Origin of the sequence: Brachybacterium alimentarium (assembly GCF_002332425.1) — a bacterium.
Lineage (GTDB): Bacteria > Actinomycetota > Actinomycetes > Actinomycetales > Dermabacteraceae > Brachybacterium > Brachybacterium alimentarium.
Map to the genome: position 1 here is coordinate 89,985 of NZ_NRGS01000022.1, position 15,714 is coordinate 105,698.

Genomic DNA, 15,714 nt, shown 5'->3' on the forward strand with positions numbered 1-15,714 from the left:
AGTCGATTCTAGGGGAGAGCGGGCGTGTTCTCCGACGGGACCGGGTTTCGCGTTCTCACTCGGTGTGGTGGAGCACCGCATGCCACCCGTAGGCAGCGGCACCGCGCACGTGCCGCGGGGAGTCGTCGAGGAACGCGACCTGCTCGGCGCGCAGGTCCTCGCCCAGCTCGTGCTCGATCCGCGCATGCGCGAGGGCATAGGCCTCGCGGTCCGGTTTGGCTGCGCCGAGATCCGCCGTGTTCAGCAGGAAGCGTCGGCCCGGACCGAGGAAGGGCGTGATCCCCAGGTCGTCGAGCTCCTCAGGCACCCGGTCGGTGCCGTTGGTCAGGATGAACACCGGGATCCCCGCGCCGCGCAGTGACTCCAGCTCGTCCAGGACCTCTCGATCGATCCGGGCGGGGGAGGACAGCCAACCGCGGATCACGGCGTCGGCGCCCTCCGGGGTGCTGCCTGCCGCCACCAGCGCGGACGCAGCCTGCTCGCGCCATTGGCGGTGAGTGCCGCGGCCTCGCACCACCTCGTCGAGGAAAGGGTGACCGAGCACCGCCTCGTAGACCGTGCCGTCGGGGACCTCGGCGACCGCATCGAGCTCGCCCCACAGGGACGGGTCGAAGCGCCGCAGCACCCCGTCGAGGTCCGACACCACCGCTCGGAGGTCGTGATCGTGCACGAGACCGCGCAGCTGAGTCAGGGAGGTGCTCATCGCGCCATCGTACGGAGGGCGGCGCCGAGGAGCGGGAGCGGCGCTGAGCAGACGATGCGGCGCGATGGTGGCACTGGAGTATTCGCGTGACGCCACGCCGCGGGTGCTCTACGGTCGGCGGCATGTCGTTCTCCTGCCTGTGCTTCGCGACCATCGCGCCGCGCCCCCGCGCCCGCCGCTGACGGCGGCGCCACAGCACCCTTTCTCGCGCCGTCGTCCGGAACCCGACCGGGCGGCGCCCCGCCATGCCCGGTGACCTCCCACCGGAAGGCACGACATGACTTCGCACATCTCTGTCCGCACCACCACCGGCACCGCGCACCTGCGCGCCCGGGGCCTCCACCTCGCCCGCGGCGGCCGCGTGCTGCTGCGCGGGGTGGATCTCACCCTCGCTCCGGGCGACCGCCTCGCCGTGGTCGGCGAGAACGGACGTGGCAAGACCACTCTCCTCGCGGCGCTCGGCGGCGACCTCGACCCCGATGCCGGGACGATCGAACGACACGGCAGCCTCGGCATCGTGCCTCAGGAGCTGGCCGTGGACGACTCGGGCCCGCGCACCGTCGGCGCGCTGCTCGACGTCCTCCTGGCGCACCCGCTCGGCGTGCTGCACGTCCTCGACGAGGCCGCCGCAGCGCTCGGCGAGGACACCGGCGCCGCCGCGGCGCAGCGCTACGACGACGCCCTCGCCGCGGCGACCGCGATCGATGCCTGGGATGCGCCCCGCCGCCTCGAGGTCGCTCTCGAGGAGGTCGGCGCGATCACCGACCGGGGGCGCCGGCTCGACACGATGTCCGTGGGCCAGCGCTACCGGGTGCGCCTGGCCGGGGTGATCGCCGCCCGGGCCGATCTGCTCCTGCTCGACGAGCCGACGAACCATCTCGACGCCCGGGCGCTCGACCACCTGACCCAGGCGATGCGCGAGCATCCGGGGGCGGCCGCGATCATCTCCCACGACAGGGCTCTGCTCGCCGAGATCGCCACCGCATTCCTGGATCTGGACCCCACCAGCGACGGCGAACCGCTGCTGGTCAGCGGCGGCCTGGAGCAATGGCAGGAGGCCAGACGCCGTCATCGGGCCGCATGGGAGGACGCGCACCGCGCGCAGCAGGAGGAGCACGAGCGGCTGCGGTCCCAGGCCGACGCAGCACGTTCCCGTCTCTCCACGGGATGGCGACCCGACAAGGGCACCGGCAAGCATCAGCGGCAGAGCCGTGCCCCGGGCGCGGTGCGGGCGCTGAACGATCGGATCGATCGTCTTCAGGAACATCGGCTCGATGTGCCGACGCCGCCTCCGCGGCTCCGGCTCCCCGCCTCCGACACCCGGGCGGGGGCACCTCTGCTGCGCGTCGAGGAGGTGGAGATCGAGCGGGGAGCAGGGCTGCCGCCGCGTCTGCCCGCGACCTCCCTGCGCCTCGAGGGCGGCGACCGCCTGCTGGTGGTGGGGCCGAACGGCGCCGGCAAGACGACGCTCCTGCGCGTCCTGGCCGGGGACCTGGCCCCTATGAGCGGATCGGTGCGGCGCCTGAGCGATGCGCGCATCGGACTGCTCGAGCAGGAGGACGACCGGGCGAGGTCACCCCATCGGGGCAGCCCGGGGGAGCGGCGACGGCGGGCGCTGGCCGCTGTGTTCACCGCTCGGCCTGACATCGTCCTGCTCGACGAACCCACCAACCACCTGGGGATCAGCGGCGTCGACGACCTGCTCGACGCGCTCGAGAGGACGCCGTCTGCCGTGGTGCTCGCCACCCACGATCGGTCCGTGCTGCGCGCGCTCGCACACTGGCCGCGGCTCGAGCTGGGCGGCTGAGCTTCGCCGGGTGATCGGGACGGACGCAGCAGAGCACGCGCCCGTCCCGATACCCTGGTGGCATGAGCATTGAAGGACTTGCCGCAGCGCAGCAGAAGATGGCCGATGACGGGGTGGCCCAGACCGCGATCGACGTCTTCTCCCACTACTACGGGCAGCTCGAGGACGGCGTCACCGGGTCCATCCCGGAGGACACCATCGAGCCCTACCTCGACCCGCCGAAGCTCGAGGACGTCTCGATCGATCCCGGTCACGCCAAGCAGGTCTTCGACCAGCTGGCGATCATCAACCTCAACGGCGGCCTGGGGACCTCGATGGGGCTGGACCAGGCGAAGTCCCTGCTGCCGGTGCGTGAGGGCAAGAGCTTCCTGGACATCATCGTCGAACAGGTCCTCGCGGCCCGTCGGGGCACCGGGTCGCGCCTGCCGCTGATCTTCATGAACTCCTTCCGCACCCGCGAGGACACCCTCGAGGTGCTCTCGAAGTACGAGGACCTGCCCGTCGGCGACCTGCCGCTGGACTTCCTGCAGAACAAGGAGCCCAAGCTCCGCCAGGACGACCTCACCCCCGTGACCTGGGACGAGGATCCGGCGCTGGAGTGGTGCCCGCCCGGCCACGGCGACATCTACACCGCGCTGCAGACCTCCGGTCTGCTCCGGCAGCTGCTGGACGCCGGCTTCAAGTACGCCTCGGTCTCCAACTCGGACAACCTCGGCACGGTCCCGAACCCGGTGATCGCCTCGTGGTTCGCGAGCACCGGCGCCCCGTACGCCGCGGAGCTCTGCCGCCGCACCCCGGCGGATCGCAAGGGCGGTCACCTCGCCGTGCGGAAGTCCGACGGCCGACTCATCCTGCGTGACACCGCGCAGACCCCGGCCGAGGAGATGGACTACTTCACCGACGAGCACCGTCATCCGTTCTTCCACACCAACAACCTGTGGTTCGACCTCGAGCAGATCGACGCGGTGCTCAAGGAGCGCGAGGGCATCATGGGCCTGCCCCTGATCCGCAACGAGAAGACGGTGGATCCGGCCGACAAGGCCAGCACGCCCGTGTACCAGATCGAGTCCGCGATGGGCGCGGCGATCGAGGTCTTCGACGGCGCCACCGCGATCGTCGTGGGCCGCGACCGCTTCCTCCCGGTGAAGGCCACGAGCGACCTGCTGCTGGTGCGCTCGGACGCCTACACGCTCGATGGACGGGGAGCGCTCGTGCAGCAGGTCGACACGCTGCCGGCCGTATCGCTCGCCCCGAACTCCTACAAGCTCATCCAGGACTTCGAGCCCCGGTTCTCCCACGGCGTGCCGTCCCTGCGCGAGGCCGCGACCCTCGATGTGCAGGGCGACTGGACCTTCGGCGCCGACGTCACCGTCGTCGGCGATGCGGTGCTCGGCGAAGAAGGCGGGGAGGTGCCCGAGGGCGCCCGCGTCGGGACCGCCACGTCCTGACCTGCTGACCTGTCGTGGGGCGGGCTGAACCCGCTGCCCGTGGCCTGCAGCCCGTCGCCCGCAGCCTGCTGCCTCCCGCTCGGCGTTGTACGCGTCGGGCGGGAGGCGGCGCTCTGTGCGGGCGAGACCTCCCGGGAAGCCCGGGAGCCCGGGGAACCCGGACATCACGGAGTGTTCGGGGAGCTCGCCGGATCGGTCAGTTCAGGTGCGTCCACTGGGCTCGCGGCATGGCGGCCAGAGCGAGGGTGCGGGCGAATCCGGCCTGGTCGAGCAGGTGGGTGCCCTCGTCGGTCTCGCGGGATCCGTTGATGAGATCGGTCTCGGGATCCCGTCGGTTCTCCCACAGACGCTGTGCGTAGGACTGCGTGATCTTCCGGCCCGGGATGTGCCCGCCCAGGATCGATTCCGCCATCAGCAGGTTCGACAGCAGGATCGCGTTGAACTGGATCGGCTGGTCATCGAACGCCGAGTCCTCGACGAACGGCGAGTAGTGCGCGATGACCGCGTCGGCCAGGGCGGCGGCGCGCTCGCGGTGGACGGGATCGCCGGTGATCTCGAAGGCGAGTGCCTCGCAACCCAGCGGCACGCCCTGGTTGTAGGTCCAGAACGTCTTGTCGACAGTGCCGTCGAGATCGATGTTGTCCCAGAACAGGCCCTTCTCCGGATCGAGCAGGGTGTCGCGGCCCCAGTCCATCCAGCGCAGGGCGTCCTCGAGGGCCTGGTCCTCGCCGGTGATCTGGTGCAGCCGCAGGGCGACCTTGGCGGAGGGGAAGGTGGAGACGGTGTTGCGGCAGGTGTTCCAGTCCCCCTGCGTCCAGAAGATGCCGCCGGGGCAGGGGAGCGACGGATCGGTGGACTCCCCGGAGCGGAACAGCTGGAGCAGCGTGCCGGCGCGCTCGAGATCGCCGGCGTCGGCGCCGGTGAGGAGGTGCTGCTCGATCTCCAGCAGCGCGATCCAGTCGTTGTCGTCGTAGAAGAAGTCGCCGTTGGCGCCCTGTGCCGAGTCGGTGGCGGCGGTGTAGCCGGGCAGGCCGGTGGTGCCGCCCTGCGGGTACCAGTAGTGCTCCTGCGCCCGGATCAGTGCGGCGTCGGCGGCGGCCAGATCTAGCTCCCCTGAGTCGTGCTCGCCCCGGGAACCGCTGACCGCTGCGATCAGCTCGGTCACGGCGGCGCGCGCCTGGGAGAGCGGCCAGACGTAGGTGAACTCCGGGTCCTCCTCCTGGCGCGGCACGCGCTCGATGAGCATGTCCGGATCGGTCTCGGCCCGGAAGCTCTCCAGCAGCGCCTTCGCTGCGGCGAGGGCACGGGAGGTCGCCTCGTCGGCAGGGAGCGGGCGGGAGGGCTGGTTCTCGGTCATGGCGGGTTCGGTCCTCTCACCGGGGGCGGCGACGGCGGGCGATACGGCCAGCCCGCCACCTCCCAGGGCAGTGGCGGCGAGGACGCCGCGGCGGGACGGACTGTGCGGAGCGGTCATGACGGGGGCACCTCGATGTGCACTCGGGAGTCGGCCGCCCTCACGGTAGTCCCAGCCGGCGGGCCGCGCACGGCATTCCGCTGAGCTCAGGCCCCGACCGGGCGGGAGGCCTTGGGCTCCTCCGGCTTGACCAGGAGGTTCCCGATCGGCGGATCGGTCAGCCAGCGGGTCAGCTTCCCGACGATGCCGCTGCCCAGGACAGCGGTGAGCACGACGGCCGCGGCGATCAGGCCGAGCGTTCCCCACCAGGTCGACGTCACGTCCGGCACCTCATCGGCGTAGCGGAACGGCATCAGGAAAAGGGGATGCAGCAGATAGATGGTCAGCGAGCGCTCGCCCAGGGCCGTCAGCGGGGAGCGGCCGCGGGGCGAGACGAGCAGCAGCGCGACCGAGGCGATCACGCCCACGACCAGCACGGCCACACGCAGGGCCATGCTCATCAGGATGCCGGAGTCCTCGCCGTAGGCCGAGCGCAGGAAGAAGATCGAGGTGCGGAAGTCCTCGCGCAGGAGGAAGGCGCACGCCAGCGCCGCCAGCAGCACGACGCCGCCCACCCAGCGATGGCGGAAGGCCTTCAGCCGTTCGAGGGCCTGCGGCGTGGTCACGAGCCCGAGCACGAAGAACGGGAGCATCCCCACCAGGCGGCCCAGGGTGAAGGTCGAGTCCAGATCGGCATCCAGGGGAGAGATCACCGCGATCGCGACGGCGAACACCAGCGGGTAGCGCAGCTGGCGCAGCACCGGGGTGGCCAGGCGCCACAGCAGCAGCGCGAGGAGGAACCACAGGGTCCATGCCGGCAGGAAGAGCTGGAGGTGGAACTCGTGGCCCTGCAGCAGCATCTTGGCGAGCTCATGGATCACCTGGAAGATCAGGTACGGCACGACCATCGCCGTGAGCAGACGGCGCACCTGGCGCGGCTCGTTGCGGTAGGAGCGCGAGAGATAGCCCGAGATCAGGACGAACGCTCCCATGTGGAACGAATAGATCCACGTGTACACGGTGTCGGGGAAGACCTGGGAGCTCTGGAAGAAGCACTCGATGGTGTGCGCGACGACCACGAGGGTGATGAGGATGCCGCGGGCGTTGTCGAGGAACGGATCGCGGGGCCGACGTGCGGTCGAGGGCGGGCCCTCGGGGGTCGCCTCGCCTGACCCCGCGCCCGACGGGGCAGCGATCCCCGAGGAGCCGGTGGAGTCGGCGGAGTCGGAGGAGCGGGGGCGGCGACTGCGCGGGGTGCCGCGCCGCCGGGTCGTCGAGTCTCCGTCGGGCATGAGGCTCCTTCGAGTTCGAGCGTGATCTGGGGGCGGACCCGAGCAGAGTACGACGTCGGACCGAGGCGAGCGCTCAGGCGGTGCCGCGCAGCCAGCCCTTTCCACCGGTGAGGTCCATCGGGTGGGGCAGCGGGTTCCCGTAGCGATGGTCGGTGGCGCTGATCGCCTGCTCATGCAGGAAGGCCAGCTGCTCCACGCGTCCGCTCCTCACGACAGCGCCGGTGAACAGGGCGACCTCGATCCGGTCCGCGATCGCGTGTCGCAGGGCGTCGTCGGCCGTACCGATCAGACGGATGCGGGCCTGCTCGACCTGGGGGACACGGCTCGAGAACTCCTCGGCGTCCTCGATCTGCACGTCACCCGCCTCGAACCCGCTCGCGGTCGCGGCCTCCATGAGCTCGGCGTCGGCGAGGGACACCTCCACCTCGGCACCCACCGTGGCCGCCGCATGCAGCACCCGGGTCAGTTCGGCGGCGGTGGCGTCCGCAGCGGCACGCACCAGAACCGGCAGCGGGAGGTGCCGCAGCACGTTGACCTCGCCCTGGAGGTCCTGCACGTCGCGGGGCGCGAAGGTCGAGGACCAGTGCTCGCGATCGGAGTGCCGGGCGGCGGCCAGCCACTCCTGCGTCGCGTCCGCGCCCGCGGTGCGGTCGACGGCCTCGGCCTCGGGATCGGAGGCATCCATGAGATGCACCAGGTAGTTCGGGCCGCCTGCCTTGGCGGTCTGGCCGATCGCGGAGCGCTTCCAGCCGCCGAAGGGCTGGCGCTGCACGATCGCACCGGTGATGCCGCGGTTCACGTAGAGGTTGCCCGCCTCGGCGCCCTCGGTCCAGCAGGCGATCTCCTCCGGGTCCAGGGAATGCAGGCCCGCAGTGAGCCCGAAGTCGGTGCCGTTCTGGATCCGTATCGCCTCCTCGAGGCTGCCGGCGTGCATCATGCCCAGCACCGGGCCGAAGTACTCCGTGAGGTGGAAGGCGGAACCCTCCGCGACCCCGGTGCGCACGCCGGGGGAGTAGACACGCCCCTCCTCGTCGAGCTGATGCGGCCGTGCCAGCCAGGACTCCCCGTCGCCGAGCTCCGTGAGGCCCGCGGTGAGCTTCTCGCCGGGCTGCTCGATCACCGGACCCATCTGGACGGTGGGATCTGTCGGCTCGCCGACATGGAGACTGAGGACGGCGTCGGCGAGCTGTGCGGAGAACCGCCTCGAGTGGGAGACGGATCCGACGGTGATCACGAGGGAGGCTGCCGAGCACTTCTGGCCGGCATGGCCGAAGGCGCTGGCGGCGACATCGCGGGCGGCGAGATCGAGATCCGCGTGCGGGGTGACGATGATCGAGTTCTTGCCGCTGGTCTCCGCGAGGATCCGCAGCTCGGGCCTCCAGGACGCGAACAAGGCCGCGGTGTCCGAGGCGCCGGTGAGGATCAGCTGGTCCACGCGCGGATCCGAGATGAGCGCCCGACCCACCTCGTTCTCGGGCACGTCCACCAGGGTGAAGACCCCCTCGGGCACCCCGGCCTGCCGCAGGAGGCCGCCGATGTAGGCGCCGCAGCGGCGAGCCTGCGGGGCGGGCTTCATGATCACCGAGCTGCCGGTGACCAGCGCGGCCAGCGCGCCGCCGGTGGGGATCGCGACGGGGAAGTTCCAGGGCGGGGTGACGAGAGTGAGCGCCCGTGGGGTGAAGGAGACCTCGTCGAGCGATGCGAGGCGCTCGGCCTGCTCGGCGTAGTACAGCGCGAAATCGATCGCCTCGCTGACCTCGGGGTCCCCCTGCTCGAGGGTCTTGCCGGTCTCCGAGGCCATCACCTCGAGGATCTCGGCGCGGTGCGCGGCGAGCGTGCCGGCGACCCGGCGCAGCACCAGTGCCCGCTTCTCCACGCCGAGCCCGGCCCAGCCGGGCTGCGCGTCCAGGGCGGCGGTGATGAGCTCGTCCACGCCCTCGACGCTGTCGACCCGGGCCGCGCGGATCTCCTCCTCGCCGAGCACGGAGCCGCGGATCCGGTGGGTGACCTGCTCGGCCCAGGCCTGGTTCGCCGGGGTGGACAGGTCGGTGTCCGGGGTGTTGCGGAAGGCGCCGGGCACGGCGGGCAGGGCCGGGCTGCCCAGCGGGATCATGCCGCCGCGGGACTCCGTCGACCGGTCCTGATCGCGATGAGTGGGCACGGAGCTCTCGCGCAGGGCACGGTCCAGGGCGCGAGCGAAGCGCTGCTCCTCGCGCTCGAAAAGGTCCGGGGCGGTCTCGAGCTCGAAAGCTGCGGAGAGGAAGTTCTCGGAGGAGGCGTTCTCCTCGAGCCGGCGCACGAGATAGGAGACCGCGACGTCGAAGTGACGCGGATGGACGACCGGGACGTACAGCCGCATCGTGCCCGTCGCCTCGCGCACCACGGCCTGCTGACCGGGAGCCATGCCGGCGAGCATCTCGAACTCGACCCCGCTGCCCTCGCCCGCGGAGATTCCGCGCTCGCCCATCAGCAGGTGCGCGAAGGCGACATCGAAGAGGTTGTGGCCGGCCACGCCCATGTGCACGGCCTCGAGCTGCTCGGGATGCAGGGCGTCGAGCAGGATCCGCTTGTACTGCGCGTCCGTCTCCTCCTTGCTCATCAGCGGCGCCTGGGTCCAGCCGTGCACAGAGGCCTCGACCTGCTCCATGGCGAGGTTCGCGCCCTTGACCAGACGCACCTTCACCGGCGCTCCGCCCGCGGCGACGCGTCGTTCTGCGAAGCGGCGCACCCGGGCCATCGCGGAAGGGGCGTCGGGCAGGTAGGCCTGCAGCACGATGCCGGCGTGGAGCTGCTCGAGCTCGGGACGGTCCAGGAGCTTCTCGAAGACCTGCAGCGTCAGCTCGAGATCCTGGTACTCCTCCATGTCCATGTTCAAGAAGGTGGGTCGGTCCGAGCGGGCGGAGTCCAGGTACAGCGGGAGCAGGGTCTCCACGATGTGGTCGACGGTCTGGGCAGCGGCCCAGAGCGGGAGATGGTCCACGATCGAGGACACCTTGATCGAGGCATAGTCGACATCGTCGCGGGCCACGATCTCCCGCACTCCCTGGAGCCGACGGCTCGCCTCCTGCGCACCCAGCACGGCTTCGCCCAGCAGATTGATGTTCAGCGTCGTCCCGTCCGCGGTCAGTCGGCTGATCGACGCGGTCAGCGGTGCGCTGCGGGCATCGAGGATCAGGTGGGAGACCATCCTGCGCATCGCGGCCTGGGCAGTCGGGACCACGAGGGACGGGGCGACCCGCGAGGTCATGCCGCCGAGGGCGACGACGCGGCGCAGCGCGCGGGGGAGGAAGGCGGGCGGGTCCTGCGCGAGGCGACGCAGCTCGACAGCGGCGGCGTGCGGGTCCTCGGGGCGGACCACCCGGTCGACGAAGCCCAGCGTGAAGTCCAGACCCTGAGGATCCTGCAGCAGGTCCGACAGCATCTTCGCCGGTCCCGGCACGGGCCGGGTCGCGGCCGCGTCGACCCAGGCGTGCACCTGTGCGGAGACGTCCTCGAGGGACAACGTGGTGGTCATGCGCTCATCGAGCGGGAACTGCGACGGGGACAACGTAGGTCTTCTCCTCGGTCGCCGTGCAGGACGGCGGTGACGGCGGTGCGGGCTTCTTCGCCCTTCCCTGATCGTAGAGCCTGCGGGACGCCGCGGAGCCCACGAACCGGGGTTCGTCCGGCGTCGGACCCGAGGACGGTCCGAGGTCGCCGACGACGGAGGATCGACCGAGGCGAGAGGGCGCCGACCCTGCGGCCAGTGCCGCGAGGTGGACCGCTCGGTAAGGCAGAACCGGTGATCGTGATGCGGCTGTGACACGATGCCGTCCACGACACCGACGTTCCCTGGAGGCAGTGATGAAGAAGCTCATTTTCCTGACCGGACTCGCGATCGGCTTCGTGGTCGGCTCTCGCGCAGGCCGTGGGCCGTACGAGTCGCTCGAGCGCACCGCACGGCAGGTGGCCGATGACCCCGAGGTGCAGCGACGCGCCTCCGAGGCGAAGGAGAAGGCGAGCCAGACCGCTCGTGACACGGCGTCGACCGTGAAGGAGAAGGCCCCTGAGGTCGCCTCCGCCGCGCAGGGCGCGGTGGCCGGAGCGGCCTCGAACGCCAAGGACCGTCTCAGCGGCGACCAGGACGAGCTCGACGAGGACGCCTCGGCCCTCGCCGGGAAGTCCGAGGACACCGCGAGCACCGGCGGCGACGCCGCGGTCGGCGAGGATCATCCCCTCAGCTCCTGAGAGCCGCGGGCCGCGCGGCGCGTGAACGCCACCGCGTGGACCCCATGACGTAGCGGGCACCGTGCCTCCCCTCGGGGAGCGCGGTGCCCGTTCAGGTGGCGCGGCTCGTCGAGTAATCCGCACCGGGCGCCTTGAGGCGCCGGGGCCGGCCGACGGAAGATCCCGGCACGATCACCTCAACCGAGCAGGCTCACCCCGGCGTGCTCCTGCTCCTGCATGAAGCAGGGGCCGCACAGCGACACATAGCTGACATCCCCCACCTCGTCGATCGCGACCTGAGCGCCCTCGAACACATGGCGACCGTCCACGACGCGTCGGTTGAACTCGGCCTGCGAGCCGCAGCGGCACATCGTCGGCAGCTTCTCGACGTTGTCCGCCAGCTCGAACAGGCGCCGTGCCCCGGGGAACATCTCGGTGCGGAAGTCGGTGCGCAGCCCGTAGCAGATCACCGAGATGCCGTCGCGCTTGGCGATCGTGAAGAGATGGTCGATCTGGAGCGGCTCGAGGAACTGCGCCTCGTCGACCAGCACACAGTGCAGCGGGCGCAGGTCTCGCTGGTCGGCCATCGCGGGGATCCGAACGCTGAGGTCCTCCCCGGGGTGGGCGAGCACGTCCACCCGGCGCCGGGCACCGCCCCGCGCGACGACCCAGCTCTCGCCCTTGGTGTCCAGGGCGGGCTTCACGGTGAGGGTGGCCAGGCCCCGCTCGTCATAGTTGTACGCGGTCTTGATGAGCGTGTCGGACTTCCCGGAGTTCATCGCTCCGTACTTGAAATGCAGCTTGGCCATGCGAGGGAACTCCGAGGTCGGTGGGCTGGGGCCGGGTGGGACGGCCGCCCCAGGGTACGGGGCCTGCGGCGGCGATGCTGAGTGCCTGGAGACGGAAGCTGCGGAAGCCGCGGCTGCGCCGAACGCCGGTGCCGCAGACGCCGCAGACGCTGCGGATGCCGCGGACGCAGCAGATGCCGACGGAGCGGACGGCCTCGTGCGCTCCGTGCGGCAGAGCGCGCCTCAGAAGGCGTCCAGCACGCTCGGTCGAGGGCCGGCCAGCAGCGCATCCAGGAACTGCTCCGCGGCGGGGTCGGCGATCGCGGAGAGCCCGAGACGACGCGCATCGGCCAGCGTCCGCCCGCCCATCAGCAGCAGACCGGCGGCGTGGATGTCCCACCGGGCGGTCCCGAGCACCTCGGCGGCTTCCCCGCCCGGCGAGCTCGCCGCATCGGGGACGCCCGTGTCACCCGGGATGCTCCCGTCCTCGGGAGCGCTCCCCTCATCGGGGGATGCGGCGACCCTCCCGTCGGCCGCCGAGAGCAGCCACGACCCCGCAGACCGGCAGGTGCCCTCGGGCACGGTGTCGTCCTCGACGACGAGGCGCACCGCGCCGGCGAGCCCGGCCGGAGCACGACGTGCCTCGAAAGCCGCAGCGGTGTCGATCACCCGCATCATCACCAGCGGCAGGCCGTCGACAGGCCGGGCGCCGGACCCGGGAAGCACATCGAGCACGGGATCCTCGGTGCGCACCCGCAGCACGACGCTCTCGGTCACCGTCGACCAGGAGCCCAGCGACCGCAGCAGGGCGAGGCGATCCTCGCGGGTGCGACCCAGGATCTCGTGCACCTCGAGGCCGGCTCCACCGTTCTCGCCAGCGGTGCGGGTCCAGGACACGTAGCCGTGCGCGATCCCGTCATGATCCTCCAGCAGCAGCGCGGACCATCCTCCGGAGGGCAGGCCGGCCGGGAACAGCGGCCCCTCCCTCGTGAGCATCCCGTTGTCCTCGGCGGTCAGCTCGCGGTAGAGGCCGTGCAGGCGCGGCATCGAGGCCCCGGTCACGGGCACCAGACGACGGTCCGGCATCTTCGGCAGATGCTGCAGATCCACGATCGGGACGAGCAGCCGCTGCACCGAGGCGACCACCTGGTACCCGGCGCGGCGATAGATCGCGGGGTGCGAGGGATACAGCATCGACATCGGCAGCTGCTCCTGGGCGCAGCGCGCGATGGTCGCGGTGATCAGTTCCCGGAACAGGCCGTCACCGCGGTGCGCGGGGTGCACCGCGAGCCCGCTGATCCCGCCGCAGTCCACGACCCCGCCGCCGAGCGTGATGCGGTCATGGCGGATGCGGGCGCCGGCCGCGACCACACCCGGGGCACCGCCGGGCAGCTGCTCGGAGCCGATGCCGATGGCGGTCTCCCCGGCGGAGAACGGTCTGCTCTCGACCGCCTCGAACCCGCCGCCGAAGGCTCCGGCGCTGAGGGATCGGTAGGCCACGTTGTCATCGACGGTGAGTTCTCGGACGCGCATGATCGAGAGTCTAGGGTGCCCCTGTTGCATACTGGCACCGCCCATCCGATGCCGAGGAGATGCCGTGACGCCACGCCGTGACCGTCAGTCGACGAGTGCGCCGCGCAGCGGTGCGCGCAAGCCGCTGACCCGCCCGAACCGTGCTCAGCGCACCAGCCGGGAGACGCTCTCCAGGCGCCTGTCGGCCGGGGACCCGCGCAGCGAGCAGCATCCTCAGCGGAGGATCCCGGTGGGTCTGTCGACCTCGTCGGTGTTCCCCGCCGGGGTCGAAGAGGCGTTCCGGCTGGCGGATCTGATCGGGTATGACGGCATCGAGGTGATGGTGTCCTATCCCAAGGACAGCCAGGACCCGGAGATCCTGCGCGAGTACTCCGAGCGGTACGACCAGCCGATCCTCTCCCTACACGCGCCGACGCTGTTCTTCCTGCAGGGGCTGTGGGGCCGCGACGCCTGGGTGAAGGTCGAGCGGACGGTGCAGATCGCGCAGGAGCTCGGTGTTCCCACCGTCGTCGCGCATCCGCCGTTCCGCTGGCAGGGGAGCTATGCGCGCGGCTTCGTCGACGGGGTGGCGGCGCTCGAGGAGAAGTACGGCGTCGCGATCGCGGTCGAGAACATGTACCCCTGGCGGCTGGGCGTGCGCGAGCTGCTCAACTACCTGCCCGACCACGACCCCACCGATGAGGACTACTCCCATGTCACCGTCGACCTCTCCCATGCGGCCACCGCGGGCGACGATGCGCTGGAGATGATCGACCGGCTCGGGGACCGGCTCACCCACCTGCATCTGGCGGACGGCTCGGGCCGCACCACCAAGGACGAGCACCTGCCGCCGGGGGAGGGCAACCAGCCCTGCGCGGAGGTGCTGCGGCGGCTGTCCAATCGCGGATGGCAGGGATCGGTGCTGCTCGAGGTGAGCACGAGCGGGAGCGCCGAGACCCGTGAGCAGACCCTGCGTCAGTGCCTCCTGTTCGCCCGCCACCACCTGGGGCATCACCTCGACGACGACGACCTGGGTGCGGACCTGGACAGCGGTCGCGTGGACGCCGGGGACGCCGGGGGTCCCGTGGACGACGTGGACGACGTGGATGACGGAGCCGGCGGCACCGTCTCCGACGCACCGGGCCCTGATCAGACGTCGGGATCCCCGGAGTCGCGGGACCAGGGGCCGGCAGACGCCGACCGCCCCGCCCCATGAGATGCTGGTTCCTGGGTGAGCGCTGGACCGACGTGGGATCCGCCACCCGAGCAGGCAGCCCTCAGGTGCCGGTGGGACAATGGCGACCGCATGTGCCGGACCCCGAACTCGAGAGAACCTTCGGAGCCAGGCAGCCCGCGACGGCCTCGGCCAGCGGTCATGCCACCACGAAACGTCCACGATGAACGAGGTAGCGCACGCAGATGGCGAACGGGAACGGGAACACAGGATTCGTCCACCGGAATGCCTCCTTGCTCTCGGTCGAGATGACCCTCCCGCAGGTCACGGTCACCTCTGACGAGATCGACGAGATGCTCTCCCCGGCCCGCAAGCGACTGCGGCTGCCCAAGGGAGTGCTGCAGAGGGTCGCCGGCGTCTACGAGCGCCGCTGGTGGCGCGATCCCCAGAACGGATGGAAGCAGGGCGTGGTGCTCGCCGCCGAGCGGGCGATGGCCAAGGCCGGGATCATGCGCGACCAGGTCGGTCTGCTGATCAACGCCTCCGTCTCCCGTCAGCACCTCGAGCCGGCGGTGTCCACCGGCATCCATCATTCGCTCGGCATGCCCTCCAGCTGCATGAACTTCGACATCACCAACGCCTGCCTGGGCTTCGTCAACGCGATGACGATGGCGGCGGGCATGATCGATGCGGGCCAGATCCAGTACGCCCTGATCGTGGGTGCCGAGGACGTCGAGCAGGTCCAGCGCGGGACCATCGACCGCCTCAACGCGAAGAACTCGACCCGGGCCGACTTCAACAACCAGTTCGCCTCCCTGACCCTGGGGTCCGGGGCGGCCGCCGCGGTCATCGGCCCGACGGACAAGCATCCCGAGGGTCACCGCCTGAAGCACACCCAGTCCCGTGCCGGCACGGAGCATCACGAGCTGTGCGTCGCGGACATGCAGGACATGCGCACCGACTCCGCCGGGCTGCTGGAGAACGGGATCCAGCTGATCCTGGACACCTGGAAGGGCGCGAACGAGGACGGCCTCGACTTCAAGAGCATCCACCACGTGATCCCGCATCAGGTGTCGATGGTCTACACCCGCAACTTCTCGAAGATCACCGGCGTGGGCATGGAACGCATCCCGGTGACCTTCCCCGACTGGGGGAACGTGGCCGCCGAGGCGGTCCCGATGACCCTGGCCAGCATCCAGGACGACGTGAAACGGGGTGAGCGCGTGCTCCTGATGGGAGTCGGCTCCGGCTTGAACACCGCGATGATGGAGGTCGAGTGGTGAACGCCGCCGCCAAGGGCCGCCGCCGCGCCGCCACCCCCGAGGTGCCCG

At 70.9% G+C, this 15,714-nt stretch carries 11 protein-coding genes; 5 read left to right on the forward strand and 6 right to left on the reverse strand.

Features of this window, described 5'->3' with window-relative positions:
- Positions 1 to 55: 55 nt before the first annotated feature.
- Complete coding sequence (locus CIK71_RS12800; protein WP_096166069.1) at positions 56 to 703, reverse strand: HAD family hydrolase; 648 nt, start codon at positions 701 to 703, stop codon at positions 56 to 58.
- Between the two features lie 277 nt (positions 704 to 980).
- On the opposite strand from CIK71_RS12800, the gene CIK71_RS12805 reads away from it, so the two are divergent.
- Both CIK71_RS12805 and CIK71_RS12810 read left to right on the forward strand, forming a co-directional pair.
- Positions 981 to 2,510 (forward strand): ATP-binding cassette domain-containing protein, encoded by a 1,530-nt coding sequence (locus CIK71_RS12805; protein ID WP_096166070.1) that lies wholly within the window; start codon positions 981 to 983, stop codon positions 2,508 to 2,510.
- 62 nt (positions 2,511 to 2,572) lie between these two features.
- On the forward strand, positions 2,573 to 3,958 hold the full coding sequence (locus tag CIK71_RS12810) for a UTP--glucose-1-phosphate uridylyltransferase (protein ID WP_096166071.1): 1,386 nt from the start codon (positions 2,573 to 2,575) through the stop codon (positions 3,956 to 3,958).
- Positions 3,959 to 4,154: 196 nt separating this feature from the next.
- Here the strand turns inward: CIK71_RS12810 and CIK71_RS12815 are convergent, their stop codons facing one another.
- The 3 genes from CIK71_RS12815 to CIK71_RS12825 all read right to left on the reverse strand — a co-directional run bounded on the left by CIK71_RS12815 (position 4,155) and on the right by CIK71_RS12825 (position 10,217).
- A complete protein-coding gene (locus tag CIK71_RS12815) occupies positions 4,155 to 5,432 on the reverse strand; it encodes a glycoside hydrolase family 76 protein (RefSeq protein ID WP_096166072.1) in 1,278 nt (425 codons plus the stop codon).
- A gap of 86 nt (positions 5,433 to 5,518) precedes the next feature.
- The gene (locus tag CIK71_RS12820) at positions 5,519 to 6,703 is read right to left on the reverse strand and encodes an acyltransferase family protein (protein ID WP_096166073.1); all 1,185 of its coding nucleotides are present in this window, start codon (positions 6,701 to 6,703) and stop codon (positions 5,519 to 5,521) included.
- Between the two features lie 73 nt (positions 6,704 to 6,776).
- Positions 6,777 to 10,217 (reverse strand): bifunctional proline dehydrogenase/L-glutamate gamma-semialdehyde dehydrogenase, encoded by a 3,441-nt coding sequence (locus CIK71_RS12825; protein ID WP_096166222.1) that lies wholly within the window; start codon positions 10,215 to 10,217, stop codon positions 6,777 to 6,779.
- A 329-nt stretch (positions 10,218 to 10,546) separates the two neighbouring features.
- Between CIK71_RS12825 and CIK71_RS12830 the strand changes: the two genes are divergently transcribed.
- Complete coding sequence (locus CIK71_RS12830; RefSeq protein ID WP_096166074.1) at positions 10,547 to 10,930, forward strand: hypothetical protein; 384 nt, start codon at positions 10,547 to 10,549, stop codon at positions 10,928 to 10,930.
- A gap of 176 nt (positions 10,931 to 11,106) precedes the next feature.
- Here the strand turns inward: CIK71_RS12830 and CIK71_RS12835 are convergent, their stop codons facing one another.
- Complete coding sequence (locus tag CIK71_RS12835) at positions 11,107 to 11,718, reverse strand: thymidine kinase (protein ID WP_096166075.1); 612 nt, start codon at positions 11,716 to 11,718, stop codon at positions 11,107 to 11,109.
- 222 nt (positions 11,719 to 11,940) lie between these two features.
- On the reverse strand, positions 11,941 to 13,230 hold the full coding sequence (locus tag CIK71_RS12840) for a GNAT family N-acetyltransferase (protein ID WP_096166076.1): 1,290 nt from the start codon (positions 13,228 to 13,230) through the stop codon (positions 11,941 to 11,943).
- A 64-nt stretch (positions 13,231 to 13,294) separates the two neighbouring features.
- Between CIK71_RS12840 and CIK71_RS12845 the strand changes: the two genes are divergently transcribed.
- Both CIK71_RS12845 and CIK71_RS12850 read left to right on the forward strand, forming a co-directional pair.
- Entirely contained in the window at positions 13,295 to 14,425 is a 1,131-nt protein-coding gene (locus tag CIK71_RS12845) for a sugar phosphate isomerase/epimerase family protein (protein ID WP_096166077.1), read from the forward strand.
- 203 nt (positions 14,426 to 14,628) lie between these two features.
- Positions 14,629 to 15,666, forward strand: a complete 1,038-nt coding sequence (locus CIK71_RS12850; RefSeq protein WP_096166078.1) for a 3-oxoacyl-ACP synthase III — start codon at positions 14,629 to 14,631, stop codon at positions 15,664 to 15,666.
- Positions 15,667 to 15,714 lie beyond the last annotated feature (48 nt).